The 26,565-nt window shown below is 61.0% G+C and carries 25 protein-coding genes and 2 pseudogenes; 14 read left to right on the top strand and 13 right to left on the bottom strand.

Annotated elements, in window-relative coordinates:
- Window positions 1–552: 552 nt before the first annotated feature.
- From QCE73_RS15570 to QCE73_RS15555, 4 genes are all read left to right on the top strand, one after another.
- Window positions 553–837 (top strand): hypothetical protein, encoded by a 285-nt coding sequence (locus QCE73_RS15570; protein WP_063607040.1) that lies wholly within the window; start codon window positions 553–555, stop codon window positions 835–837.
- 502 nt (window positions 838–1,339) lie between these two features.
- Window positions 1,340–2,857, top strand: a complete 1,518-nt coding sequence (locus QCE73_RS15565) for an ATPase domain-containing protein (RefSeq protein ID WP_309882159.1) — start codon at window positions 1,340–1,342, stop codon at window positions 2,855–2,857.
- Between the two features lie 4 nt (window positions 2,858–2,861).
- Entirely contained in the window at window positions 2,862–4,547 is a 1,686-nt protein-coding gene (locus QCE73_RS15560) for an ATP-binding protein (RefSeq protein WP_309882157.1), read from the top strand.
- A gap of 350 nt (window positions 4,548–4,897) precedes the next feature.
- On the top strand, window positions 4,898–5,764 hold the full coding sequence (locus QCE73_RS15555) for a glucose 1-dehydrogenase (RefSeq protein WP_014253150.1): 867 nt from the start codon (window positions 4,898–4,900) through the stop codon (window positions 5,762–5,764).
- 387 nt (window positions 5,765–6,151) lie between these two features.
- On the opposite strand, the pseudogene QCE73_RS15550 reads toward QCE73_RS15555, so the two are convergent.
- Together QCE73_RS15550 and QCE73_RS15545 are read right to left on the bottom strand one after the other, a co-directional pair.
- A pseudogene (locus tag QCE73_RS15550) lies at window positions 6,152–7,363 on the bottom strand (DUF2252 family protein).
- A complete protein-coding gene (locus QCE73_RS15545; protein WP_309882155.1) occupies window positions 7,317–8,102 on the bottom strand; it encodes a hypothetical protein in 786 nt (261 codons plus the stop codon). Before QCE73_RS15545 ends, QCE73_RS15550 begins: the two are co-directional and overlap by 47 nt.
- On the opposite strand from QCE73_RS15545, the gene QCE73_RS15540 reads away from it, so the two are divergent.
- Complete coding sequence (locus tag QCE73_RS15540; RefSeq protein ID WP_014253147.1) at window positions 8,086–9,213, top strand: L-dopachrome tautomerase-related protein; 1,128 nt, start codon at window positions 8,086–8,088, stop codon at window positions 9,211–9,213. The two genes, QCE73_RS15545 and QCE73_RS15540, sit on opposite strands and share 17 nt — an antisense overlap.
- Window positions 9,214–9,232: 19 nt before the next feature.
- Here the strand turns inward: QCE73_RS15540 and QCE73_RS15535 are convergent, their stop codons facing one another.
- Together QCE73_RS15535 and QCE73_RS15530 are read right to left on the bottom strand one after the other, a co-directional pair.
- Window positions 9,233–9,451 carry a hypothetical protein gene (locus tag QCE73_RS15535; protein ID WP_035508388.1) on the bottom strand — a complete coding sequence of 73 codons (219 nt, stop codon included), beginning with the start codon at window positions 9,449–9,451 and terminating at the stop codon, window positions 9,233–9,235.
- Between the two features lie 111 nt (window positions 9,452–9,562).
- Complete coding sequence (locus tag QCE73_RS15530; RefSeq protein ID WP_035508390.1) at window positions 9,563–9,907, bottom strand: response regulator; 345 nt, start codon at window positions 9,905–9,907, stop codon at window positions 9,563–9,565.
- Window positions 9,908–10,676: 769 nt separating this feature from the next.
- Between QCE73_RS15530 and QCE73_RS15525 the strand changes: the two genes are divergently transcribed.
- The gene (locus tag QCE73_RS15525) at window positions 10,677–10,895 is read left to right on the top strand and encodes a hypothetical protein (protein ID WP_144404158.1); all 219 of its coding nucleotides are present in this window, start codon (window positions 10,677–10,679) and stop codon (window positions 10,893–10,895) included.
- A 71-nt stretch (window positions 10,896–10,966) separates the two neighbouring features.
- On the opposite strand, the gene QCE73_RS15520 is transcribed toward QCE73_RS15525, so the two are convergent.
- The 3 genes from QCE73_RS15520 to QCE73_RS15510 all read right to left on the bottom strand — a co-directional run bounded on the left by QCE73_RS15520 (window position 10,967) and on the right by QCE73_RS15510 (window position 12,738).
- Window positions 10,967–11,401, bottom strand: coding sequence for a hypothetical protein (locus tag QCE73_RS15520; RefSeq protein WP_309882153.1), 435 nt, complete (start codon window positions 11,399–11,401; stop codon window positions 10,967–10,969).
- A gap of 691 nt (window positions 11,402–12,092) precedes the next feature.
- On the bottom strand, window positions 12,093–12,248 hold the full coding sequence (locus QCE73_RS15515; RefSeq protein ID WP_238215890.1) for an SDR family NAD(P)-dependent oxidoreductase: 156 nt from the start codon (window positions 12,246–12,248) through the stop codon (window positions 12,093–12,095).
- Window positions 12,249–12,270: 22 nt separating this feature from the next.
- On the bottom strand, window positions 12,271–12,738 hold the full coding sequence (locus QCE73_RS15510; RefSeq protein ID WP_309882152.1) for an SDR family NAD(P)-dependent oxidoreductase: 468 nt from the start codon (window positions 12,736–12,738) through the stop codon (window positions 12,271–12,273).
- Window positions 12,739–12,785: 47 nt separating this feature from the next.
- Here QCE73_RS15510 and QCE73_RS15505 point away from each other — a divergent pair, with 47 nt between their 5' ends.
- From QCE73_RS15505 to QCE73_RS15485, 5 genes and pseudogenes are all read left to right on the top strand, one after another.
- Window positions 12,786–13,040, top strand: a complete 255-nt coding sequence (locus QCE73_RS15505) for a hypothetical protein (protein ID WP_014253144.1) — start codon at window positions 12,786–12,788, stop codon at window positions 13,038–13,040.
- A gap of 68 nt (window positions 13,041–13,108) precedes the next feature.
- Window positions 13,109–13,312, top strand: a complete 204-nt coding sequence (locus QCE73_RS15500) for a hypothetical protein (protein ID WP_014253143.1) — start codon at window positions 13,109–13,111, stop codon at window positions 13,310–13,312.
- A gap of 390 nt (window positions 13,313–13,702) precedes the next feature.
- Window positions 13,703–14,034, top strand: a pseudogene (locus tag QCE73_RS15495) (Gfo/Idh/MocA family protein); the annotation flags it as partial.
- A complete protein-coding gene (locus QCE73_RS15490; protein ID WP_404989786.1) occupies window positions 14,017–14,406 on the top strand; it encodes a Gfo/Idh/MocA family protein in 390 nt (129 codons plus the stop codon). The pseudogene QCE73_RS15495 and the gene QCE73_RS15490, both read left to right, overlap by 18 nt.
- Window positions 14,407–14,417: 11 nt before the next feature.
- Window positions 14,418–14,780, top strand: a complete 363-nt coding sequence (locus tag QCE73_RS15485; protein WP_231928063.1) for a Gfo/Idh/MocA family oxidoreductase — start codon at window positions 14,418–14,420, stop codon at window positions 14,778–14,780.
- A 563-nt stretch (window positions 14,781–15,343) separates the two neighbouring features.
- Here QCE73_RS15485 and QCE73_RS15480 read toward each other — a convergent pair.
- From QCE73_RS15480 to QCE73_RS15465, 4 genes are all read right to left on the bottom strand, one after another.
- Entirely contained in the window at window positions 15,344–16,546 is a 1,203-nt protein-coding gene (locus QCE73_RS15480) for a zinc-dependent alcohol dehydrogenase (protein WP_014253141.1), read from the bottom strand.
- A 147-nt stretch (window positions 16,547–16,693) separates the two neighbouring features.
- Window positions 16,694–17,194, bottom strand: coding sequence for a ferritin-like domain-containing protein (locus tag QCE73_RS15475; protein WP_014253140.1), 501 nt, complete (start codon window positions 17,192–17,194; stop codon window positions 16,694–16,696).
- Between the two features lie 97 nt (window positions 17,195–17,291).
- Complete coding sequence (gene nadE, locus QCE73_RS15470) at window positions 17,292–18,137, bottom strand: ammonia-dependent NAD(+) synthetase (RefSeq protein WP_035508396.1); 846 nt, start codon at window positions 18,135–18,137, stop codon at window positions 17,292–17,294.
- Window positions 18,138–18,159: 22 nt separating this feature from the next.
- Entirely contained in the window at window positions 18,160–18,660 is a 501-nt protein-coding gene (locus QCE73_RS15465) for a CinA family protein (protein WP_035508399.1), read from the bottom strand.
- 1,274 nt (window positions 18,661–19,934) lie between these two features.
- Between QCE73_RS15465 and QCE73_RS15460 the strand changes: the two genes are divergently transcribed.
- Window positions 19,935–20,012 (top strand): glycine zipper domain-containing protein, encoded by a 78-nt coding sequence (locus QCE73_RS15460; RefSeq protein WP_309883120.1) that lies wholly within the window; start codon window positions 19,935–19,937, stop codon window positions 20,010–20,012.
- A gap of 923 nt (window positions 20,013–20,935) precedes the next feature.
- On the opposite strand, the gene QCE73_RS15455 is transcribed toward QCE73_RS15460, so the two are convergent.
- Window positions 20,936–21,652: a hypothetical protein gene (locus QCE73_RS15455; RefSeq protein ID WP_309882147.1), complete on the bottom strand. Its 717-nt coding sequence runs from the start codon at window positions 21,650–21,652 to the stop codon at window positions 20,936–20,938.
- 371 nt (window positions 21,653–22,023) lie between these two features.
- Between QCE73_RS15455 and QCE73_RS15450 the strand changes: the two genes are divergently transcribed.
- Entirely contained in the window at window positions 22,024–22,629 is a 606-nt protein-coding gene (locus QCE73_RS15450; protein WP_035508408.1) for a hemerythrin domain-containing protein, read from the top strand.
- Here the strand turns inward: QCE73_RS15450 and QCE73_RS15445 are convergent.
- Entirely contained in the window at window positions 22,615–24,933 is a 2,319-nt protein-coding gene (locus QCE73_RS15445; RefSeq protein ID WP_035508411.1) for an FdhF/YdeP family oxidoreductase, read from the bottom strand. The genes QCE73_RS15450 and QCE73_RS15445 overlap by 15 nt on opposite strands.
- 266 nt (window positions 24,934–25,199) lie before the next feature.
- Here QCE73_RS15445 and QCE73_RS15440 point away from each other — a divergent pair, with 266 nt between their 5' ends.
- Window positions 25,200–26,399, top strand: coding sequence for a cation:proton antiporter (locus tag QCE73_RS15440; RefSeq protein WP_309882145.1), 1,200 nt, complete (start codon window positions 25,200–25,202; stop codon window positions 26,397–26,399).
- Window positions 26,400–26,565 lie beyond the last annotated feature (166 nt).

Genomic DNA, 26,565 nt, shown 5'->3' with positions numbered 1-26,565 from the left:
CGCAGATAGACGTGGCTCATCGTCTTCTCCTTCGACGCAGCAAGGAAGAGAACGAGCTTGCGCGCTCCAGTTCGCCTGCCATGCTGCCAGCAAACAAATCGAAACACGCAGCGTGCGACCGATCGGGCGGCGGACACACTGCCTGAGCTAAAAATAACGTAGTAAAACTCCCGGAAAAATTCAAGTCGCCGCGGAGGACGGACGGGGCAGCAGCGCGGCCGCGCGTGACAACGCGAATTCCGTCTCACTTCGGAGGTCACGAACGGCGCTGGGGTCGAACGCAGTGCGCCGCCACAGACGCATTCCTTACGCGGCCCTCAGTCACTGCGGGTCAGGCACCTGAAGGCGTGGCCCCCGGTTGCAACAAGCCTCGGCGACGGGCGCCGACGCTGTCGTGACGGGTTCATAGCGCCATGGTCCCGTTCCGGTGATCGATGTCGTCGCTCATAACATCGATGACCGTTGCTGCTCGGTCTTCCGGTCAAACTTTAGGCTTGACAATCGTCGCTTTGCCCATATCGCCCGCGCAAAGGGATCGATTGGGAGGACATCATGAAATTCGATACTGATTGGCGGGCGCTTGGCAAGCACCGCATCCGGCTGCGTTCGGCCAAAGGCTTCCTTACGGAGGTCATGCACCAACTCGCTGAAGTGACGCGGACCACCGTCGACAACAATATGAGTGCGCGGGCGCGCGTCGTCGACATCGTCTTCCGGCAAGAGAAGACATACCACATAGCTGTCGGCTCTACTGTGCGGAGGACCGGATCTGCGCGCCGCAACGGGAGCCCGCTCTCGCAGCGGCGACGGACCTTATGCCCGATCAGATCAATTTAATTGTCCCGATCGTGGCCCAGGAAGAGGTCGACCCACACTTTGGGGTGTATGAGCTTATGCACACGGCGTGTCGTCGCGCGCCGTACGATCGTCTAAGCTCGCTGCGAAGTTTTATTCACGCGCCCTGCACGCCTAGCCGGCTCTGGCGGCCGTATTAGCCGCGCCCGATCGCGAAAATAGGATCCGGCTCACTCGGCGTGCGGGTTCGGAAATTCCGCTGGTATGACGACGCTGGAGGCCTGGTCGCATGGGCCCCAACCCCGGGCAATGACGTCGAACGAGGAAATCCTACTCTGCTTGCCCGCCGCATCAAGGACAATTTACCAACCAGCCGGACCGGCGTTTATTCGCTTGCCAGTGCTGCCCGCGCACGTGACGAGGGTGCCGCGAAAAACCAACACACCGAAACCCGGTCGCTAAGAGCCTTGCACGCTGACGCGAGCGTGGACTGCTTTTTGCATGCACTAACGGCTGTTGGAACAGCCAACCACACTTGAGACATATGTCAGCGACAATCGATCAGCCAAATCCGGGCCGTATTTCATCGGGCGTCGACGGCCTGGACGATATCCTGGGCGGCGGGTTGACGCCGCACCGCATGTATCTTCTCGAAGGCGCCCCGGGTGCAGGCAAAACCACTTTGGCCATGCAGTTCTTACTCAAGGGTGCTGAAGTCGGAGAGCCAGGCTTGTACGTAACTTTATCGGAGACAAAGGCCGAACTCGTGGCCGTCGCTGAAAGTCACGGCTGGGACACCACCCGCGTCACGATCATTGAACTGCTTACCGATGAGGGCCTCGATCCTCGTTACGAACAAACGATCTTACATCCCGCGGAAGTCGAATTGGGCGAAACTGTCCGTGACGTTATCGCGCGGGTTGACGATTTGAAGCCGGTCCGCCTCGTCTTTGACAGCCTGTCCGAACTCCGGATGTTGTCGCAGAACCCGCTGCGATACCGGCGTCAGATCCTCGCCCTGAAGCGCTATTTCGCAACCCGCGCCTGCACAGTGATGCTGCTTGACGACAACACCTCGGAACCCGGGGATCTCCAGTTGCATAGCATTGCGCATGGCGTGATCAGCCTTGACAATTTGGTGCACGATTATGGCGGCGAACGCAGGCGGCTGCGCATTGCCAAGATGCGTGGCATCAAGTTTCGCGAGGGTTACCACGACATGACGCTCGAAACGGGGGGCATCAAGGTCTACCCTCGCCTCGTCGCCGCGGAGCATCACAGCGACTATTCCGCGAAAGCATTGAGCACTGGGACATCTGGGCTCGATGCACTCCTCGGCGGCGGCCTTGTCCCAGGCACAAACACGCTGTTCGTCGGGCCATCGGGCGTCGGTAAAACGACCACCGTCGCCTCATGTCTGCTGGCTGCACTCGAGCGCGAACAAGCCTGCGTTTATTACCTCTTTGACGAGACAAGAACCACGTTGCTACGACGGCTAACTAGCCTCGGCATCGATCTGCGGAATCACCTGGAAACGGGGTTGCTGACCTTGCGACAGGTCGACCCTGCGGAAATGTCGCCGGGCGAGTTTGCAAGCGAGGTGCATCGCAGCGTTGAGCAGGAAAACGCGCGGTTTGTCGCCATTGATAGCCTTAACGCGTTCTTGCAAGCCATGCCTGGAGAACGCTATCTGCTGCTGCAGATGCATGAGTTGCTCACCTATCTTAATCAGCGCGGCGTCATCACCATGCTGGTCTTGGGCCAGCATGGTGTCATCGGCGAGATTCAGAGCGACATTGATATTAGCTATCTCAGCGATGTGGTCGTACTCTTCCGCTACTTCGAGCGTCGGGGTGAAGTGCTCACCGCGGTGACCGCGGTCAAAAGTCGCGCGAGCGGGCACGAGCGCTCGATCCGCCAGTTCCAGCTCGGCAGCCGCGGCCTAATCGTCGGCGAAGCGTTGCGTGATTTTGAAGGAATTCTGGGCGGTCTTCCAAGGTACCAGGGGGAGACGGCTATGCTGCCCCCTTCGAACGGCAAGAAGAACCCCTCCTCCGACTAGCGCAATGGAATTTCGCGTTCTCATCATGGCGCCCTTCGGCCGCGACGCCGATGTCATCGCCGACGTTCTCGCGAGCGACGGTCGAAGCTGCTTCTCTTGTCTTGACTCGGAATGTCTCTTGAAGGAACTCGAAAGGGGCGCGGGCGTTGCGATCGTTACTGAAGAATCCATTCAGGACGATAGCGCTCGCTCGCTCGGAGAATGGCTCGAGCATCAAGCTGCCTGGTCCGATCTTCCCATCATCCTGCTCTCAGGGCGTTTCGCCGGCCGCCGTCCCGTGGCGAGCCTCGACCTGCTCGAACGGCTTGGAAACGTACTGGTTCTTGAGCGGCCCTTGAACTCCGAGACCTTGCGTCGTGCGGTGACATCGTCCCTACGCGCCCGCGCTCGGCAGTATGAGTCGCGCAAGCATCTGGCGGAATCCGAGCAGCATCTGATCGAACGCGTGAAAGCGCAAGAGGCGCTCGAGCACCTAAATGAATCGCTCGAAAGTCGTATCAGCGAACGCACGCTTGAGCTTGCATCGGCGAATGATCGGCTTATGAAAGAGATCCATGAGCGCGCCAAAGTGCAGGCCGTGCTTGTGCAATCGCAAAAGATGGAAGCGCTGGGCCAGCTGACCGGCGGCATTTCGCACGATTTCAACAATCTTCTTAATGTCATCATGGCCAACGCCGAGCTGCTTGCTCGTCTAAGCGATGATGAGCGGGTGCGCAAGATGGCTGCAACGATCAAACGCGCCACTGAACGTGGAGGCAAGCTCACCGCCCAATTGCTCACGTTCTCACGCACGAGCAATCTCGACCTGAAGGCTGTGAACGTTACTTCGCTGCTTCGCGGCATGCGTGACATCATCTCGATCTCGCTGGGACCGGCCATCGCATTCTCGACCCATGCGGACGCGGAAGATCTTTGGACGCGGGCGGACGCGAACCAGCTAGAGCTCGCCGTGCTCAACCTCGCCATTAACGCGCGTGATGCCATGCCGGGCGGCGGACGCATTTCCATCCACGCAGGCGAGCGCCCTGCGCCGGATGAAACCCTTGCTGTCGGACGCTATGTTGTCGTCAGTGTGAGCGATTCCGGGGCGGGCATCGAGCCAGGTGTGCTATCTCGCGTATTTGACCCGTTCTTTACGACGAAGCCGGTTGGCAAGGGTACCGGACTTGGGTTAAGTCAAGTGTACGGAATCGCACGGCAGGCGGGCGGTGTTGCGCGCATTGAGAGCGAACTGGGAAAAGGCACCACTGTAGAGATGTGGTTGCCGCTCGTAAAAGAGGAAATGCAGGAAATCGTCGCCGGTTCGAATTTAGATAACCGCGCGGTAGAGGGGCGCCACATTCTTGTAATTGAGGATGACGAGGACGTCCGAAGCATGCTTGTCGAATGCCTGCAGGCTCTCGGGCATACCGTTTCTCAAGCTCGTGACGGCGTTAGCGGTCTCGAGCGCCTTCGCATCGACAACCCCGACCTGCTAATGGTCGACTATGCCATGCCCGGTATGAACGGACTGCAGGTCATAGAGAAGGCCCGTGAATTTCGCGAAAATCTGCCGATAATTTTGGCCACAGGTTACGCAGATGTCGATATTTCGACGATCGCTGAAAAGCGCTTTACGGCGCTGCGCAAGCCATTTCAACTCGACGAGCTTTCACGCGTGGTACGCTCGGCGCTGAGCGCGCCCGCATAACGAGAATTAAACGTAGTGCTGGAGACCTCACAACAAGCGAGCAATGCGCAGCTATCTGGGCTGCGAAGGTCATGTCCCGGTGACGGGCATCGTAAGCAGATGCGTTCGTGCTCAGGCTTATACTACGTTAGTAACGCGCCTGCGTGCCAGGAACGGTCAGTGCTGGGAGACGATCAAGCGCCTGCACAAACGGGCGTCCGTCGAGTCAACCCCGGAACTTTCGTCAACGCACTCGTCTAGGAAGACCGCGCAGAGTCGTTGTCGAGGAAGTGCCTGACGCGGGTACCGAGGATTATGTTCGTGCTGAGGATCGCCGCATTGGGCGCAAACCCGCAACTAGGAGCAAAACCATGACCGCCTCCGAATATCCTCGCTCGCCCATGCCGCCCCAACAGCAGGAGCGCCGCCCTGGACTCACCGCGCCGATGGACCCGGCGCCCGATCACGGCGAATCGAGCTATCAGGGCAGCAACCGGCTTGCGGGCAAGGTTGCGCTGATCACTGGTGCGGACAGCGGCATTGGCCGGGCGGTCGCGATCGCATTCGCGCGCGAGGGAGCGGACGTCGCCATCGCGTACCTTGACGAGCACGACGACGCCCGCGACACCGCGCGATGGGTCGAGCAGGCCGGGCGGCGTGCGTTGCTGCTGCCCGGCGACATTACCGATCGCGAGCATTGCAAAGCGCTCGTCGCAAAGACTGCCGAGGTTTTCGGGCGTATCGACGTGCTGGTGAACAACGCCGCCTATCAGGCCACCTACGACAAGCTCGAAGACATCAGCGACGACGAATGGGACAAGACCTATTCGACCAACATCGGCGCCATGTTCCGTATTACCAAGGCGGCGCTCGCGCATATGCAATCGGGCGGCACGATCATCAACACGACGTCGGTCAACGCCGATGCGCCGAATCCCGGTCTGATCGCGTATGCGAGCACGAAGGGCGCGATCCAGAACTTCACGGGCGGACTGGCGCAACTGCTGGCCGAGCGCGGTATCCGTGCGAATTGCGTGGCGCCGGGGCCGATATGGACGCCGCTCATTCCATCGACGATGCCGCCTTCGAGCGTCGAGAACTTCGGCAAGCAAACGCCGATGAAACGTCCTGGCCAGCCGGCCGAACTGGCCGCCGCGTACGTGATGCTGGCAACTGACGAGGCGAGCTACATCTCTGGCGCAACCATCGCCGTGACGGGCGGAAAGCCGATTATCTGAGGCATATGGTTCGGCCTGCGCTTCTCAACCCCGTGTCATACTCGATCAAAAGGTTTCGCGTTGCGCAGCCGCAAACGCGACCATCGGGAATGGAATGAACGTTTTGCAAGCAGGTCGAATAAGTGTCATCGAGCTTGCTGAACGGACGGCATCCTGCAGGGAACATTCGCCATGGGATCTCTGCCCGCAGCCGATCACTACGTTACAACGACTCTAAGTCACTCGCATTCGCGAGGACTCGCGAGAGCTCGTTGGCGCGACGCGGAATGCGGTTGATGCCCGATCCATAACCGCAGTGCAGCTCTGCCCAATCCCAAAAGCCGGGCACGCCTCCGAGCATGCAGAGCAGGCGCGACTGCATCGAGTTGCCGGATTAAATACGTACACTCACGTTCCGGTCGCGTTACGCCGACAATGCTCGAGAAACCCCGCTTCATGGTTGCTCACCAATTGGACGATGCTGTTCCAAAGCCATAGCGGCGCGTCGATCGTCTTCGATCGATTGCGACCGAGTTCCGCTCGCCACGCCCGCTTCGTTGCGTCGTCCATCTGCCGCGCATGTGCCTTACCTACGACAGCCGCGAGATAGTGCGCGACGTGCATCGCGTCATCCTTGCCGAGCGCCTCGATCTCGAGCTTCATGTCCTGCGGCAACAACTCGCGGATAACGACGCCGCGATCGAGCAGGCGCGCTGCGCGCATTCGCTCACCGAGATACGGTGAGAGGTTTCGGGCACCTTCAAGGACACGCAACGCGTTGTCGCGCGGCATCGCCACATCATCATAACGGGGTGCCGTGGGCTTCACGCCTTCCTTGATGTCCATCAGACACAGGTCGTCGCCTTCCACGACGCCACCATCGACATCGAGCAGGATCGCATAGCGCAGACGGTCGAGGGAACTGCAACCCTTCACCCAATACACCGCGTCCAGCACGACAACCTCGCTCGAGTCTTTGCGACCCTTCAGGCTGGTCGGCAGACTCGCAATGTCTTCGTCGGTGAAAAGCGCTTCGATCGCGTTTCGCTCGTCTCTGGCAAGAGGCCAGAATCGCTTTCCCAGGGAATCGCCGGATTGCAGATCGTCGATGCGCTCACGCGCGACATGCTGCCACGACCGGCGCACGGCTTCCTTCATCGTTACGTGAACGGGTTCAGGACGTTTGATGTCAATGGCCTCACCTGCGAACGCGGATTCATATCCGGCAGCCAGCGCCTCGATCATTCGCACGACGTTCAGGCCGGACAATGAGGACCCGCGCGCAGCCGTCGCGAGCGACAATCCCAGGCGGACGACGTCATGCACGGGATTGCCGATCACCGTCTGATCGAGGTCGCGAATCTGGATCTCCACTTTGCCTTTCGCATTGCCGATCGGCCCGAGATTGCCGGTGTGGCAGTCGCCGCAAATCCAGATCGCCGGGCCGTGAGGCAGCGAGTCTCCGTTCGCCTCGATCACCCACTCGTAAAATCGTTCTGTATTGCCCCTGACGTATGCGTGCGGCGAGCGCGCCATCTTGCAACGGCGCGGTTCGTTGAGAAGCGCCTGTCAGTCATCGGGCGCGGGCATCCGCTTGTTCGCTTCGCTGTTCTTGGTCATGTTGTTTGCCGTGGTGGCTGATCAGCAGAGCAGGAGCTGTGCCGTCGTCTTCCAAACGGCTTACGCGGTCGGCAAAGTGCCCGGCGATGCTGTCCAGATTTCCCCCGACCTGTTCCAGTGCGAACGACAGCCTCGACAACGGCTGCAACTGACGTAAATCTGCCTCGATGCCGGAAATAGCGGCCGCGATGTCGGACCGGATGGCCGCGGACATATCGTTCAGTGGCGCGAAAAAACGTACGGCCGTTGGCAGCGGTCCGCCGCCGCGCATCCACGCAGCCAGTGCTTGCAGATAGTCGCTCGCGCAATCGCGCACCCGCTCGATGCGCGACGCCAGCACCTTCAGAAGCTCGCCCATGATCTCGAAGGCGCGCGAACGGGACAATTGCGGCCACACGCTCAACGACACGCCGATGCCGATGGCCGCGCCAGCGCGATTGCTTGCACGCGACACTGCGCCCGCGATGCTCGCGGAAGACTCGAGCGCGAGCGCCGCAGCCACGACGATGCTGTAATTCGTGGTCCGAAGGCGCGTTGATGCAATGCGTGCGACGAGCGTCGCGAGAGCGAATCGTGACAAGGCATCGGCGACATCGGGGAAATAATGCAGCGTCGCGAGACCGACCGCGGTGCCGATCACCGCGCCGATCACGAGCATCGCCTGTGCGCATGCCACGGCATCGCGATTGCTGGGTTGGCGGATCCTCGCGTCGGAGCCGATTATGAGACCGCTCGTCAAAACCCTTCTCGTCCTTTGCCTCGCCGCCCTCGCGCCGTTGGGCAGCGCACAGGAATCCGCCAACAGACACGATCGGCAAAGCGGCGATGCCCGGCTGCAGCTCCTGGCGACGTTCGAGCGTCAAGTGACCGGCGTCACCGTGACGCCCGATGGCCGCATTTTCGTCAACTTCCCGCGCTGGACGGAAGATGCGCCGATCTCCGTCGCCGAGCTCGGCAGCACCGGCGATCTTCGACCGTATCCCGATGTCGAATGGAATAGCTGGCGCAATTCCCGACGCGACGAGGTCACCCCGCAGGACCATTGGGTCTGCGTTCAATCCGTCGTTGCGGATAAGCGCGGCAATCTCTGGGTCATCGATGCCGGTGCGCCGGCCCAGTCGCTCGTCGTGCCGGGGGCGCCGAAGCTCGTGCAGATCGACTTGACGTCGAACCGCGTCGCGCATGCCTACTCGTTTGACGAAACGATCGCGCCGCAAGGCAGTTATCTCAACGATGTGCGCATCAGCCCGGACGGCCGCTTCGTCTACATCACCGACTCCGGCGTGCGCGGAGCGATCGTCGTGGTCGATACGGCGTCCGGCTCGGCGCGCCGCGTGCTCGACGGCGATCCGAGCACGCAGGCCGACAAGAGCGTGACCGTCAAAGTCGACGGCAAGCCGCTACAGCAGACAGATGGACGACGCGTAAGTTTCTCGGCTGACGGGATCGCGCTGACGCCCGATGGGCGCTATCTGTACTGGCAGGCGGTGAAGGGAAGAACGCTCTATCGCATCGCGACCGACGCCCTTCAAAACGCGCAGTTGAGCGCGCAGCAGGTGTCGGCGCGGGTCGAGGCCGCCGGCATCGATGGTCCCGCTGACGGTCTATGGTTCGACGAACGCGGGCGGCTTTATGTGTCGTCGGTCGAACATCACGCGATAAGCGTGCGCGATGGCGAGCGCTTCACCACACTCCTGCGCGATAAGCGCCTGGTCTGGCCCGATACGTTCTCGGAAGGCGTGGATGGCACGATCTATATCACCGACTCACGGATTCCCGACATGAGTTGGTTCAACCCGCAAAGCCCAACCGCGTTACCGACGCGGCTCTATGCGATTAGGGGACGTTAAAGGTCGTCGTCTTCGTCGGCTAGCTGACGAAGACGATCTCTTGGACGAAGGTACTGCTGCAAGTGAAATGAGCGATCCGCCCGATTCGCAAATGAAACAGCACTTGTTCGAGCCCGTGGACTTCCCTGCCGTCCTTATGCTCGCCGACGACCGTCGCGCCGCACGCCTCAGGCCCATTGCGCTTGAGGTCGATGATGCGGCGGATGGCGCCCTGCTTGTTGGTGAAGTATCTATTCATGAAGGGCGCGCGTGCGTTGTCGTGCTGCGATCGTAGCGCGGCTTGCCTTAAGTGAATGTTATGTTGAATACCTTTCCACTCGATCCACGCAATCCTGCGCGAGTTGACGCCTCAACAGCGCCGGATGATTTCCGCGACTTCCAACGCGGTAACGGGCTTGCGCAGATAACCGTCGAATTGACGCGATGATTCCATGTCGAATCCACTCTTACCGGTCACCGCGACGATACACGCTTCGGTTGATGCACCCGCGCAGCGAACGTATTCGCAGAGCTTGCGTCCGTCGATATCGGGCAAGCCGATATCCATGAAAACGGAGTCGTAGCGCGTCTGGCCTGTCATGCGTAGCGCCTCGCCGCCGTTGCGCGCAACGTCCGCATGATGGCCGAGCGATGCGGCCAGTTCGGCGAACGCCGCCGCGACGTTTTCATCATCTTCGACGAACAGAAACAGCATTGTCGATACTGGCCGATTGCGGCCAGCCCCCATGTCTTTGGAAGGGCGCGCGTGCCCAAGCAACCTGAGCAAATCCCGTACCTTTGGGACGGACCTGCAAACGCGGCGACTTTCATTCATCCCGACCCACGCACGGAGGTCGTCGATTTCGCGCCGAGGTCGAGGATACTTCGCCGTCGACCCTGTCGCGACGTCGCTTTAACGCGACCATCCCGACCGGCTGCTTTCCGGTGTCAGCGCAGGCATGCACGTCCATTCACAAATGAAGCACCGATTGATGCATCACTCCAATCCGCCAGTACCGTCGTGGTCGCTGCCGTCAAGTTGGATCTTTTTACCCAAGCACGCCCGTCGTGCTCATGTTTGGTAAATTTAGGCGACATCTTTCGGGCGTGTTGGAGGCTGCGGCGCAATAGGACATCGAAGCGTCCGACACTGCCGCGAGCGACTCGCTGACGAAGTCCACGAACATTCGTCGAGCGCCGGCGCGGTCAACCGCCTGCGTCCGGCGCGTCCGCCGTCTCATAAGTCAGGTACGCGCGGTGCTTCCTGATCTAAAAGACCAAACGAGTCATGTCGTGTTCGTCGACCTCGACCATTTAGCGCGATATCGTGGAGCATACATAGCGGCTTCCGCGTTCCGGCGTCGACCGAATGCATGGCACAGCTTAACTTTACAGGGGGGTACCGCCGTGCTACGCAATGTACGGGCAAAACACCAGCCCCAACGGGCTCATTTTGATCAATGCCGTCTGACCAGGAGCACACCGTGAAAGCTTCCAACCGCATCAAAATCTCGCTGATCATCGCACTGACAACGTGCAGTTGCTTTATGGCGGGCTGCAACCGCAACCGCACCACCGTTACCACGGGGAATGCGGCCAGCGACACCGCGGCTGCCGCGCCAGCATCGGGCGCCTCGGTTCCGACTGCGGCGAGCTTCCCTGCTACCGCGGCCAGCGACACGCCTTCGGGCGCCAGCCAATAACACCTAAACCCAGTACGCCGCGAGTCAACTGATCAACGAACTCGCGTCCCTGTCTAAGGCCGCGCAAGGCACTAGCGACCACTTGTATCGGCGCACGACAAGCCGGCAAAGGAACTGTTCCGGCCTGTCGAGGGAAGCTCAAGCGCAGCGACCCTGTCAGCGTCATGCACGAGCCGCAGCACCGCCGCGAGCGCGAAGCCCGCACCAAGCGCGACATACGTCAGCCCCAACGAGTCCTTCGACAGGTGGCTCTCGAATCCAGGGGTGATGCGTTTGGGCACGACGTGATAATCGACGACGTAGGTCGCAAGCGCAGTCGTCGCGGCCGCGTTCGCAATGTTTATCGCCCCGGATCGACGGTATCCGCGTTCACACAGCGCTTCGAACAGCACGCCCCAGAAGACCGCACTGCCCATATGAATCGTCGTGCCGAGGGCTGTGTACTTCGCGCTCGGTCTCCTTCGCCACGATGCGTCGCGCCAGAGACAGTGCGTGACGGCGTTCATCGCACGGCACGGTCCGTGCCCCCAGTGCAACGCGCCGGCGGATGCGACCGCCGCCGACGCCAGCCCTGTCGCGGTGCCCGATCCTATCGCTCGGGTAAGCAACTTGTGAACATGTGCCTTCATGACATACCTCCACGTCTCTCGACTGGCTTAGTGCCGTGACGCCATCGCATCGGCTTTCCTGACGCCGCTCCAAGACGTCGCTGCGCGGCGCCCTTTGGTTTCGCGCAGGTAGCGCCCCGCTGCCGCGACCAACATGATCCCGCAATCCCGATGAGCGCTGTGCGTGGGCCGGCGGCGAGCGTGTAGGCATCGGTATAAAAACTGCGTTCGCGCACCCGGCCATGACGCCCCGAACGTTTGCGCAAATTTGCGCCGCCGCGATCGAGTGGGTCGCCGTTCCGCCGTGGCTCGCCGGTGAGTTGCGCCTTCACGCCGAGCTTGCTCAATATGGCATCGTAGACGCGCGGCACCGAGCGTCCGAACAATGCCATGCCGCGCGATGCGCCGCCTGCATAGAGATCGCGTGGGGGGACGCACCGTCGCGTGCAAAATCGCTCGCGCGACGACATTCGGCGCGTAGACGGGTTGCGGCAGCTTCGGCTGCTGGTCGAGATGATCTTTGGCGTGCTCGACGAAGAGCGTGTCGGCGCCAGCGGGCTTGACGAGCGTCACCGATACGGGCGCGCCTTCATTGGGCGAGTTCGACGCGCAGCGCATCCGTATAGCCTTTTACCGCGTGCTTCGAGGCCACATACGCGCCCTGCAGCGGAATGGCGGCGTCCGACAATCCACTGCCCAGATTGATGGAGCGCGCCGCTTTTCTTACGCAGATGTTGCACGGCAATCAGCGGCCCGTTATCGGTGCCTCAGAAGTTAGTGTCGAAGAGCTTGCGTTGCTCGTCGAGCGGCACGTCGGCGCAACGTCCGTAAATCGACAGGCCCACGTTGTTAATCCAGGTGTCGAATCCGCCAAACCGCTGGATCGCGGCATCCGCCGCCGCCTGCAGTTGCTTCCGATCGCCGACGTCTGCCACGGTATGCGCGACGCAGTCCTTCGCCTCTCGCGACAACTCTCGAACGAGTTCAGTGAGCGCTGTCTCTTCACGCGAGACGAGCATTAGGCGAGTGCAGCGGCGAGGCGCGCGGCGACGAGCCCTATCCCGATCGTCGTTCCTGTAATAACGATGACCTGTTCGTCGAGTGGTATAAGTTTGATTTGCATGGCAGGCCCGCTTCGCGCTGAGGATGCCTCGTTTCAGCATGGCGTGCGGCCTCTGAATGCCTGCGCCTGACAAAGCCGCTTCCGCATTGCAATACGCCTGCGGCGTGGGCATAAGCGTTGCTCGAAAATACGGCGCCAGCCGTCCTAAAGGAGCAGACGATGCAAAACGAACCCTCCGATCCCGTCGAGCGCGCGGACGAACGTCGGAAAACGCTCGGCGAAGGCGACGTAAAAGAGAAACGCGACGGCACGATCGAGCAGCGTGAGCACGGCGACATCGACCCGAGCCTCGTGCCGAAGGGCAAGGAACATCCCGAAGAGGGACCATACGCACCTGAACACGATCACATCGATCCGGATCTCGAACCTGCGAGCCGCAGCGGCAGATCAGGCAAGTCCGACAATGAAGCCTAAGCTAACGCCGGGCACGTTTCACATCGAAGGAAACACCGTCGATCCACTTACGAGCCACGGAGCATAAGATGAACCACGATCAGAAGGAAGGTATCAAGGAACAGATTAAAGGTTGGACAGACACGGCGATCGGAACCGTCACCGGAAACGAAGAACGCAAGGTCAGGGGAGATGTCGAGATCACGAATGGTGCGAATCGCAAGGATTACGGCGATCAGAAGGACAACATCGAGGAAGGCGTCGAGGACCCCGGAGAGCCGACCAATCAGTGATTTCGCCGGGCCTCGACGACAGGGAAACGTTCGGTTCTAACTCGCCGCAGCCGACGAGCCGACGGCACGGTCAATGCTAAAACTGTGCAAGCGCCGCGACTGCGGACACCCACCAGACGGCGCTGCCGCATCACGCCAAACTCTGGAGCTTCCGATGCCTGCCCGCAACGACCCCACGCGCCTTGAACCCGAATCGACTTCCACGCCGCCAGGAATCGGGCGGCGCGCGTCTTATTACGCGGAAGCGCGGGCATCGCGGTCGCGTTCACCGCCGCTTCGGCTGACAACGCGTGGGCTGCCGGTCCGACGGGCGCCGACGCCAATCAAGTCAAGCTCCCGCTGATTTAGGATCCGAACACTGAGCAGGAGGAAGAGACACCGGACGCCAACTTGCCGCCCGACGACCGCATCGGTTATGCGATCGTCGGAGTCGGTCGCCTGTCGCTCAATCAGATCCTGCCAGCGCCCGCGCAGTGTAAGTACTCGAAGGTCGCCGCGCTGGTTTCGGGCGATCGCACGAAGGCGCTGCGCGTCGCACGCCAGTATGGCGTGCCGGAGGCTGACATCCACGACTATCAAATTTTCGAACGTCTCGCTGACAACCCGCGCGTGCAGGTCGTCTCATCGTATTACCCAACGGCATGCACAAGGAACTTTCGTTGCGCGCCGCGAAGATCGGCAAGCACGTGCTTTGCGAAAAGCCGATGGCGAACAGCGTCGCCGATTGTCAGGCAATGGTCGACGCAATGAGGCGCGCGGACCGCAAGCTCATGATCGCGTATCGTAGCCAATATGAGCCGATGGATCGCATGATCGTGAAGATGGTGAAGGACAGGCAACTTGGGCCGCTGCGCGAATTCATCGCGGGCAATTCACAGAACGTCGGCGATCCGTCCCAATGGCGATTGAACAAAGCGCTGGCGGGCGGCGGCGCATTGCCCGATATCGGGCTTTACTGCCTGAATGCAGTGCGCTTTCTGTCCGGCGAGGAGCCGCAGGAAGTCATCGCGACGGTGTATCGGCCGGAGTCCGACCCGCGCTTTGTCGAAGTGGAGCGTCCGTGCACTTCATCCTGCGATTTCCAAGCAGACTGACGGCGACGTGTGTGTCGAGCTATGCGAGTCACGAGTCGCGTTTCTTCAGGCTGCAAGGCGCGCAGGGCTGGCCGGAGATGGACCCAGCGTTCGGCTACAACGGATTGCGCCTGCGGCACGGCACATTGCAGGACGGCAAGAGCGCGATCACCGAAGTGCAGATCGATCCGCAAAACCAGTTCGCTCGCGAGATCGACCACATGTCGGTGTGCGTGAAAGATGACATCGTGCCGCACACACCGGGCGAAGAAGGCTTACAGGATCAGCGCATCATCGAGGCGATATACGAGTCCGCGCGCACCGGCCGTGCAATCAGACTCGCGGCGCCCGCAGTCCCGACGCGTGGCTTCGATCCGCAAATGGAAGTGTTCTGAGAAGTTTTGCGATTCACGCGAGCATCCTATCTGGACGATCGGCCAATTTCTTGGGCGACACGGTCATTGTGGGGATATTTCCGCCAAAAAGAGGCTGTGCCCTCTTCCCGTCGGGATTGCATCGGAAGGAGACGATTCATGCGCTTTACCCGCAACGGCCGACGGTTCGGGTTCGACGGCGACGTTAAAGCGTCCGTGCTCTGCGTCACTGTCAAGCCACAAGCCTGACTCGTGTCAAGCACGCGATGTTAACCGGAGAGCGTCCAGCGTGCGCCTTGCTTGGGGACGGCCTGCACCCGGTCGCCAGAGGCAGTTCAACGCAGCACGCTCTGTTCATGTCACCGGCCGCGGATCACCCAGAGTCGAGCGGGTCCCGGCTCGCTGCCGTTTCTGTGCGAAGGGTTCCCGGGTACACAGCGCAAGGCTTTAATCGATGACGCACCGGTGTCTGCATCTCCATACTTCGTCGAAGAGGAACATCCACCGCCAGCAATCGCGATGCCGCCGGATAAGACAGGAGCCGCGGGCGCGTGCGTATCGCGTGGCGAATCGCCCGCTTATGCCTACGGCTCCAGCGCGACCTTGATCCAGCCAGGCTGGCGCTGATCAAACGTTTTATACGCGTCGATCACGTGTGTGAGCGGCTCGCGCGTGGTCAGGACGCAAAGCGGATCGAACGAACCGTTGCGCACGCGTTCGACGAGCTGCGGTGTCACCGCACGATGATTGCAGTTGCCCATTCTGATGGTGACGTTCTTGTTCATGGCGGCGCCGATCGGAAAGAAGCGGTCGCCCGGCGGATAGACACCGATGACGCCGAGCGTGCCCGCCTTCGCAAGCGCCGCGATACCCCAGTCGAGCACTTGTGTCGGCGCGTCGCCGGGAATCCAGCTGCCGTCCTTTATGTTGCGCTCGGGCGTCACGGTGCGGCTTTCCCGCTCACCCTGCCTGAGCGTCTCCTCCTGCGCCGCTGGTCCGCGCTGCGCGTGCACGGCATCGACGCCCACCGCATCGATCACTCTATCCACGCCGATGCCGCCCGTCAGCGCGAGAATTGTCTGAACGGGATCTTCGTCGTCGAAATTGACGGCTTCGCCGCCCTGTGCACGGGCCATCGCAAGTCGGTCCTCCAGTCGATCGACGACGATGACGCGCCCCGCACCGAGCATGAAGGCGCTCGCCACCGCGAACTGGCCAACCGGCCCCGCACCGAACACGGCGACCGTGTCGCCTGCGGAGACTTCCGCGATCTGCGCGCCAAAAAAGCCTGTCGGAAAGATATCGGACAGCAGGATGGCGCGTTCATCGTCGATGCTCTCGGGCAGCTTGATGAGGCTCGCGTGCGCAAGCGGCGTACGCGCGTACTGCGCCTGCAGACCGTTGATCGGCCCGGTCGACTGCGGTCCGCCAAAAAAAGCTGTCCCGGCCGATGCGCCGTTGGGATTGGCCGAATCGCACTGAGCGGTGTAGCCCTTGCGGCAATAAGAGCATGCGCCGCAGGATATTGTCGATGGGATCAGCACCCGGTCGCCTGCCTTGAAATTGCGGACGCCTCGGCCAATCTGCTCGATCACACCGACGCCTTCATGGCCGAGAATCGTGCCCGGCATCATGCCAGGAAGGGTTCCACGCACCATGTGCAGGTCCGTGCCGCAGATCGCGCTCGCGGTCAGTCGAACAATGGCATCCTGATCATGCTGAAGTGTCGGATCGGATACGTTGTCGAGCGAGATGTCCCCGATTCCATGAAATACGACCGCTTTCATCGTGTCCTCCTTTTCGTTCGCCGGGACCTTACGCGCCACAGCAATCACTGCACCCGCCGCTGCTTCATTGCCATCACGCCGGTTCATTCGCGGGAGGAGATGAAACGCGCCGCGAGTGCGGCGCGTGGTGGCACAACGGGCGGCCGCTTACTTAGCGGTGGCATGCGTTTGTTCGGCTGCCTGCGCCTTTGCCAGCTGCGTGAGCTTTTCGTCTGTGGACTTTTCCTCCTCGAGCGTTTCGAGCAGCAGCTTCATGGCGTCCGTGTAGCCGAGCTGCTTCGCGACGGTCGCGAGCGTGCCGTACGTCGCAATCTCGTAGTGCTCGACCTTCTGCGCCGCGCCGATCAGCGCCGCATCGCGGATCGGACCTTCTTCGAAGTCCTCGATCTGCTCCTGCCCTTCCTCGACGAGCCCTTCCATCGCGACGCACTTGATGCGCTTGAGCTTGATGCCGCACAATTCGACCACCTGATCGATGCGCTCGATCTGTCCGTTGGTTTCTTCGAGATGCGTCTGAAAGGCTTGCTTGAGTTCGCTATGAGAGCTTGCCCGGGCGAGCTTCGGCAGCGCCTTCGTCAATTGCTTCTCGGCGCTATAGACGTCGGAAAGCGAATGAATAAACAGGTCCTGCAAGGTCTTCGATGCCATGATGCCTCCGTTTCAGTTGCAGCGTGCACAGATGCGAGATTCGCGCGGCCGCCTCGGGCGCACACGCTTCACACTGAGCGCAATCAGTATTCCCGCGTCAGCCACGCGGCAATTCGACGGGAAGCGACCGTTTGTGCCGGGTCAGCGTGTGGAAGCGGCGTATCGTCGTAAGCACTTCGTCGCCGACTTCCTTTCCCTCCAGGAAATCGTCGATGTCCTCGTACGTGATGCCATAACTGTCCTCGTCGGGGCGCTGCGGTGTGAGCGTCTCTAGATCCGCGGTGGGCACCTTCATGACGAGCCGCTCTTGCGCCCCCATATAAGTGGCGAGCGCGCGCACGCGCCGCTTGGTCAGACCGGAGAGCGGCAGAATGTCCGCGCCACCGTCGCCGAACTTGGTAAAGAAGCCCATCAGCGACTCGGCGGCATGGTCGGTGCCGATCACCACGCCGCGCCGCGCGCCCGCGATTGCGTATTGCGCGATCATGCGCTCGCGCGCCTTGATGTTGCCGAGCACGAAATCTTCCTGGAAGTCGTCGACATACTGCGCGCCCCCCTGCTTAAGCGCCGCGAGCATTTCGTCCGACGCCCTCTTCACGTTGACGCTCAGGACTTCGTCCGGACGCACGAATTGCAGCGCAAGCTGCGCGTCTTCTTCGTCGCGCTGACTACCGTATGGCAGCCTGACCGCGACGAAACGTGCATCGTAGCCGCGCCCCCGGAGACGCTCGACACTCAGCTGCGCAAGGCGTCCGGCCGTAGACGAATCCACACCGCCGCTGATGCCGAGCACATAGGTCCGAAGGCCCTGAGAAGACAGGTAGTCAGAGAGAAAGGAAACGCGTCGCTCTCGCTCCACGGCCGCGTCGAAGTCCGGGCGTACGCCTAGCTCGCGGATGACTTCGTTCTGCCACTGCTGATCTTGGCTCCTGCTTTCTTGCATGCTCGCCTCCCTTTCCTTTCGCTCAACGTGCCGCCAAGCAGTTGAAGTAATGCTCGACCCGTGACAACGCATGCAGCGCGGCAGCGCGCCGCACGTCATTGCGCTCGCCCTCGAAGACGCGCGTCTCGCTGAAGGTCTCGATGCGCCCGTCGCGCCGCTTGTAGGACCACGCAAAGCACTGCGTGCCTGGCGGGGGCCCGTCGCCGGGTGACGCATCGGCAACGCCGGTATTCGACACTGCGACATCTGCGCAACACGCTTCCTGCGCAAGTGCGCCCTCCGACATCTCTCGCGCGACTTCCTCACTCGTCAAGCCAAATCGCTCCATCGTGTCCTCTCGCACGCCGAGGAAACCTACCTTACCTGTCGGCGAATAGGTGACGAAGCCGACGTCGAGACAGCTCCCGCTTCCCGGCACCGACGAGATCAGCGACGCGATATAACCCGCCGTGCACGATTCGGCCGTGGCGAGCATCAAGCCGCGCGAACTCAGAAATGAAACGACCTGTCTCGGAATGTCCACTCTTCCTCCCTCGCTCTTATCGCGGGCGTTTAGTCTTCGTCACATGACCGGCAGAGCAATTGGCGCACCAGATCGCAAGGCCCCGTTCGCTGGCTTTCGTGCTTCTTCCGCCGCTCGCGTCTGTTCGTCCAGGAAAGGCTCAGAGGGTGGGTCGGCGCATCGCCGCGAGCCTGTGAGGATTTCCTCGATGCATTCCTACACTGTCGGCTTCTCGAAGAAAAACCCTGATCAGTCTGAAGATATCGTATCGTCGCGGCCGTACCGGCCGAATGCCGAGAACTGATTTGCGTAGCAGCCCACCGGCTGAGGTCTGGACACTTTGCGCGCCCCACTTTGCAGCGTGATTGCGGATTGCCCTTGCCGGTTGGAGGAACGGGGGCTTGCGGGCGTCGTACTGACGCACAGACTCGCCGATCAAGTGCTCGAGACGCTCGGGGGAGTGATTGCTCTGCCCGAGCGTATCAGTATCCTGGTGGTCGACAACGCCTTGTGCGACGACACCACGAAGCGCATCGCCCGCGCGCTTTCCGCGCGCCAAATCGATCAATGCTCGGTGCAAATTCAGCGCGGCGTGGCGCAATCTCGGCGTCACACGCGTGGCGACGGAATATGTGGAGCGTTGCAACTAGGACAGCTGACAGACTTAAGGCCCGCTGTCGCACGCGGTCGAGATGGTCAACGCCGCGATACGCGTTTCACGGGGGCGCTTACGGATCAGAGGCTCTTGGCGGCGACGAATAAGCGATCGTATCGCTCGCTGTCATAAGCGGCCAGGAGATCGTGCATGCAGACGACAGTTCGCCGCTGACCCGCTCACGCATTGAACTCGGAAAGGCGTATCACCGGCTGAGATTACGGAGATCTCGGCATGCCGATTGCGGCATTGCGCATGTCGAATTCGCGGAGCCCATTTGATGTCCGCCCTACTACTTCTTCGCGCGATCCGCGCCGAATCACATTCTTGATCCTTATTGGAGGCCGGCATGGCTGACAACGATCGTTCTCTCGAATCCGTCGACTCTCCCACGATCAAAAGAGCCGGCAATGCCTACGAATTTCCGACGAGCGCAACCGTCGCTGTCTCATCGGGAGACAATGACCGATCCGCGAAAGGCTGAGGCCAAAATTTCCGCGAGTCATCTCAGTTTTGGGACGCAAAGGGCAACGCTTCGCCGTCTGGCGAGCTGCGTGCGATCGCGAAAAACAAGTTGCCCGACGTACAAGATACGGTCATCAGAAGGTACCGATTTGCCGCTGACACGACTGACGACTTCGTGCACGACAATCCATGGAAAGCAATTACGATGGCCGCGTTGGCGGGGCTAGTCGTGGGAATGCTCGCGTCGCGTTGATACATACGTGTGCCCATGTTACGACACGCAGCAGTGAAGGCGGAATCGACACGGATCGCGTTTCTCACGGATTGATCGCGTAGATGACATGCCATTTCGCAAGCGTCCGCGATTCCGCTCGCGGACCGCTAGCCGAAGCGCCAACAGTCAGCCTCGTCGTTGACGTCAGCTTCAGTCCGAACGGGCTAGCTGGTAAAGGCCAAGTCGACAAGCGGGGCTTCGCGAGATCGGATTACGCCTCTGCCCGATTTTTCAGGCTGAGGGCTGAAAACGCCCCTTGGTGAATGATGGGTTCGAGCCCATGCGCACTGGCCTGCTGCGACCGCAGCGAGGCTTAGATGAATGTTCGTTGCAGTCCGATAGTTGAATAATTTATGGCCTTCGAACCCTGGAATTCCGAAGTCGAATGTTGCCCGGGCTTCGATCCTCACAGCTCTCGATGAATTCGGTTAGTTCCGATGCAGTGACGGGCTTACGAAGATAACCGTCGAACTCCCCTAACGTTCCTGCGTTGAACTCGCGAATGCCGGTCACCGCAATTATGCACGCATCGGTCGAGGCCCCCGCGCAACGAACGTACTCGCAAAGCTTGCGTCCGTCGATATCGGGCAACCCAATATCCATTAAAACGGAGGCCGCAGCGGGTCTGGCCTGTCATGCGTAGCGCTTCATCCCCTGTTCCCGCAATGTCTGCACGGTGTCCTAGCGAGGCAGCCAGTTCGGCGAACGCCGCAGCGACGTTTTCATCGTCTTCCGCGAACAAGAACAGCATGGTCGATCCCTCAAGGACGGCCCAGCCCGGTGACTTGGTAAAAAGTTTAAGCTAACCTCACGATTTTCCGCCGACAGCGGCGACCGGCCGCCGTAAAGCCGTGGGGCGACGTGCGCACATCTTTAGCGACGGCGTCCATTACGCATAGAGGCTAAACGCCGCCGCCATCCGAGACCGCGCGGGCGCGAACCGGCACAGCATTGCGCTCCGACGAAGAACCGCCGCCTTCTTCGAATGGCGGTTGATGTCGGAAGCCTGCAGCACCCGAGACGATCGCGATGATGGCGCCGACGACGAGCGCAGCAAACGAAAACCAGCTTGCCCGGGCCACGCTGCGCGCCGCCGCATCGGCCGCTTGTCGCACGTCCTGTTCAGCCTGCGGGCTAGATGCCTCGGAAGCCGCTGAAGCAACAGCGGCCTGCACTTGCTGCTTCGCGGTATCGATGAGCTGACTGTTACCACCTGGCTGATTCGCCCTCGCCGCACCAACTTGCGCGCTTGTCGCGACAGCACTGCCCGCAGTGCTCACCGCGCTCGTGACCAGTGACGTCATCCCGTAGACAACGAAAAGCGTCATGACGGCCCACGAAAGCAGGCCGTGCAGCCAGCCGAGTACGGGCGCGCATCGCCCCGCGTAGTATGAACCCACAAAGACAGCGAGTACGGTAGTGACGATCACCCACACGCCCGATCCGAAACTGAAGCCATGCAACGGGTTGGGTTTAGACAGCGGAGATAACAGTGACGCACCAATGGCCGTTCCAAGCAAGGTCATGATCAAGTAGACGGTCATCGAGAGGATCACCCCGGCAATAATGGACCCCCATGAAAGCCGCGGCAGGCCATCCCGAGTAGTTAAAAGTTTCATGATGCCTCCCGGATGATTGAAGTTTTTGACTGAATGACAAATGCGATCGAGCCAAAGGTGCTGTGCAAGCGTCGTGCCAAGCCACACCCACGAGGAGCGTCAAGTCGTCGATAGAAAGGGAGGGCTATCTCATCGTCCGGCTGACAATTTGTCGCCTCGCGTGACGGTACGAGCCGCCTGCTGATCGATCTCAACCAAGATCGGCTTATCGCTGGAGGAGCGCCACAAGGTTGGCATGTGTGGCCTCCTATGCACCGGCGTGTCAGATTTATATCCCACGCCGATGGCGGAGACGGAATAGTGCTTGCTCAGGCGCTTCTATCCTCTACCGAAACAAGCACTTGACTCGGCCCAGCGTGAAGGAGTTAATCATGAACATATCGTCATTTCCGCTTATCACGTCAATGATCCGCTTGGATCACACTCATGTGATGGCGGCCTTTCATCGTTACCATGCAACAACATCGTGGCCGAGAAAGCGTGCTATCGTCGAGCTCGTTTGCACGGCGTTGGAAATACACGCGCAGCTCGAAGAAGAAATCTTCTATCCCGCGCTCGGCGAGGCGATGGCTGGAGACGAACGCCTGACGAAGAGCAAGCCCGAGCACGACAAGATGCGTGAGGACATCGCGAAACTGCGGTCTATGGGTCCTGAGGATGCCGCATATGACGCGCGTTTCATGCAGCTCATGCGCGAGGTCATGCATCACGTGGCAGACGAGGAGACCGTGCTGCTTCCTACGGCGGAGCGCGCGCTCGCATCGCAGTTGTCCGAACTCGGCATGCGCATGACGAAGCGCCGCATTCAGCTCGTCGCGCAACACCGGCCCGGCGCGATCGCGGCGAACACGGTCGGTACGTTTCCGTTCGCATCGTTGACCTTAGCGTCGATCGGCGCGCTCGCGCTCGCACGCTGTCTGCGGCCCAGTTCCGCGCACCGCAGATCGCGGACGTATTTGAGCTCAAGGCTCACGTGACGTGCCATTCACCTCGACGATCAGCACCGGAATCGACTTCGCGCCCGGCACCTTGCTTTCTTTGGCGTAATGCCATAACGGCAGCAGCGGATTGCACTCCGGGTAATAACCGGCGATGCATCCCTGCGGTATGTCGTAGGGCTGTACGCGCAGGCCGGCGACGCGTCGCTCGAAGCCATCGCCGGCGATCGTGCGCAACGTGATGCGGTCGTTCTTCTGGAGACGGTGGCGCGTCATGTCTGCCTCGCACATCAAGATCACCATGCGATCGCCCTTGATGCCGCGAAAGCGGTCGTCGAGACTATAGATTGTCGTGTTGAACTGGCTGTCGCTGCGCAGCGTCATGAGGCGCAATGACTGCGGCTCGCGCTCGGACATATCGGGATCTTCGCCGAGGGTTTCGGGCACGGAGAACTCCGCCTTGCCGCTCTTAGTCTGCCACTTGCGTTCACGCGCGGGCAGATTGCGCGGGAAGCCGCCCGGCGTCCACATTCTTTTGTTGAAGTCGTGGAAGGTGTCGGGATAGGTTTTCGCAATCTCGTCACGCACCAGCGCATAGTCGTTGCGCCAGCTATCCCAGTCCACGGTCGAGCCCGCGCCGAGCGTGTGCTTCGCCAGTTCCGCAACGATACGCGGCTCCGAGCGCGCGTGCTGCGAAGCGGGCTCTGCCACGCCGCGCGAACCGTGAATGCAGCCGGTGCTGTCTTCCATCGATACCGCCTGCGCGCCGCTTGCCTGCGTATCGATTTCGATGCGGCTCAGGCACGGCAGAATGTACGACTTCTCTCCATGCACAATATGACTGCGATTGAGTTTCGTCGCAATATTGACCGTGAGTTTCAGATTGCGCCACGCCGGCTCGATGCGCATACGGTCTGGCACAGAACGCACGAGATTGCCGCCGAGATTGATGACCGCGCTGACCTTGCCGTCGAGCATCGCCTCGAAGGTCTCGACGATGTTCATGCCCTTCTCGCGAGGCGGCTCGAATCCGAACTGGCTTGCGAGCTTGTCGAGCGGCGCGAGTTCCGGCTTCTCGGTGATGCCCACCGTGCGTTGACCCTGCACGTTCGAATGCCCGCGCACCGGCGACGGCCCCGCGCCCGGCTTACCGACATTGCCGCGCAGAAAGAGCAGATTGCATAGCATGCGCACGTTCTGCACGCCTTGCCTGTGCTGCGTGATGCCCATGCCGTAATGCGCCATCACCGCGTTCGCGCGCATGTATTCCGCAGCGGCGGCTTCGAGGTCCGCGCGCGGCAGTCCTGAGACGCGCTCGATCTCGCTCCACGACGCGGCGCGCACATAGTTCGCGAAGGCTTCGAATCCCACGGTGTGTGTTTCGATGAAATCGACATCGAGCACGCGCGGCTCGCCGCGCTCCCGGGCGCGATCGTCGGCGTCGATGACGATCTTGCAGATGCCGAGCAACGCCGCCGTGTCGCCGCCCGTCTTCACCTGATGATATTGCGTGCTGATCAGCGTATGCGCAGGCGTCATCATCTCGACCGGCGATTGCGGATTGCTGAACTTCAACAAGCCCGGCTCGCGCAATGGATTGAACGTGATGATCGGCACGCCGCGCTTTCTGGCTTCCTGTAGCGGATGCAGCATACGCGGACTATTGGTGCCGACGTTCTGGCCGAAGAAGAACACGAGATCGGTTTTCTCGAAGTCTTCGAGTCTCACGGTACCAACGCCCACACCGATTGCTTCCTTCAGTCCGACGCTCGTGCTCTCGTGACACATGTTCGAGCTGTCGGGCAGATTGTTGGTGCCGTACATGCGTGCGAAAAGCTGGTACATGTACGACGTTTCCAGCGATGCGCGACCAGATGCATAAAACACCACGCGCTTCGGATGCAACGTGCGCAACTCGCGGCCGATGTCGTCGAAGGCTTCTTCCCAGCTAACGCTCACGTACTTGTCGGTGGCTGCGTCGTAGCGCAACGGCGCGGTGAGACGCCCGGCGTCTTCGAGATCGTGGTCGTGCCACGCACAGAGTTCCGTCACCGTGTGAAGCTCGAAGAACTGCGGCGTCATGCGCTTAGCGGTGAGATCCCAGGCGGTCGCCTTCGCGCCGCTTTCGCAGAACTCGAAGATGTGCGGATCGGCGGGCTTCGCCCACGAGCAGCTCACGCAGGCGAAGCCTTCCGGCTTGTTTTGCTTGAGCAGCACCGTGCTGACCTTGAGCGGCACCTTCTCGTGGATAAGCGCGCCCGTGACGGCTCTTAGCGATCCCCATCCACCCGATGAATACGGGTATGCGGCGTTCTTCCGAACGGCATTGTCTGATTCGGCCATGTCTTTGCCTCGCGCGCTTTCGATGAATTTGCCTAACGCGCAAGCAAGGCGCATACCCTCGAGCATCGCTTTCAATAGCAGCTCACCGGCGCGGTATTCGCGCGACCAGTTCGGTTCGTCGACTCGGCCCGGATGGCGTGGATATCGCGCGAAGGGGCGAGGATACTTCGCTGTCCGACCATGTCGGCTCTTCTACGGTATCGCGCACGAAAATCGCTGATGCGCTTCCATCGCTGCGCCGGTCAACTCCGGCTAAGGAGAGGGATGTGTTCGAAGAGGCATTCTGGTTCCTCGTTATCGGAGGGCTGCTCGTGTTGATGGCCGTCGCACGCGGCCTGATCGCGCGCCTGCCACTGACGGGCGCGATGGTCTACCTGTTCGCCGGCTTCGCACTCGGTCCGGCGGGCGTCGACATGCTGAACCCCGACATTGAAGGCAATCTGCGACTCTTGCGGATACTCACGGAGACCGGACTCGTCATTTCGCTCTTCGCGATCGGCATGTATCTGCGCGTGCCGCTCTCGGACCGACTCTGGCTGCTCACGCTGCGGCTCGTCGGCCCGGCGATGATCGTGACGATTGCACTGCTCTATGCCGCCGCGCACTTCGGTCTCGGGTTTCCGTCGAGCCAGGCGCTCTTGCTCGCGGCGATCCTCGCACCAACCGATCCCGTGCTTGCGAACGAGTTACGGGTAACGGAAGCGGGTGACGATGAGCCGCTGCGCTTCGCGCTTTCGTCCGAAGGCGGCTCCAACGATGGTGCCGCCTATCCCGTCGTGTTGCTAGGGCTCGCACTATGTACAAGCCCGACTTTCGACGCCGGTCTGTCGTGGACCTTCGCGGTGTCCGTCGTGTGGGGCATCGTCAGTGCGCTCGGCATCGGTTGGGTGTTCGGTGCGGGCGTCGTAATTCTCGCGACTAGGCTCCGCACGCGCTACGAGCAGGCGCTCGGGCTGGAGGGCTTCTTCGCGCTCGGGTTGATGGCGCTCAGTTACGGCTGCGCGCTGCTTGCGCACGGCTATGCGTTCATCGCTGTATTTGCCGCAGGCGTAGCATTAAGGCGCGAAGAACTGAAGGCGACGGGAGACAAGTCGCCAACTGAAGCGCTCGAAACGGTGGAACGTGGCGAGCGCGAGGAAGCTGCAAAGGATCCTGACCTCGCGCATGCTTACATGGCCGAGACGATGATGGCCTTCGCGGTCGAGTTCGAGCGCCTGGTCGAGTTCGCGCTGATGCTACTCATCGGCAGCATTGTATCGGCGCACTGGCGACCGCTCATGGACTGGCGTGTGATTTGGCCGGTCCTGTTCCTGTTGCTCGTGGCGCGACCGCTTGCCACGACCATTTCGCTCGTTGGGTCCTCACTCGACACGCACCAGCGCTGGCTCGTGGGCTGGCTCGGCATTCGCGGCGTCGGCGCCTTCTACTACCTTCTTTTCAGCCTCGAGCGGGCAGGCAAAGATTAGCTAGACCCGATCGCGCCCATCGTGCTCGCGAGTATCGTGCTGTCGGTAGTCCTGCATGGCGCGAGCGCCACGACGCTGCTCAGACGGTACTTCAATCGCAAGTGAGCGGATTGGCAGGCACGCGAATTGCTTTAGTACGCACGTCCGGGTTCTGTCCAGCGCGACG

Origin of the sequence: Caballeronia sp. LZ029 (assembly GCF_031451275.1) — a bacterium.
In the GTDB taxonomy this organism is placed as follows: domain Bacteria; phylum Pseudomonadota; class Gammaproteobacteria; order Burkholderiales; family Burkholderiaceae; genus Caballeronia; species Caballeronia jiangsuensis.
The sequence above is the reverse complement of the archived record's forward strand: the minus strand, read 5'-3'. Positions and strand labels throughout refer to the sequence as shown.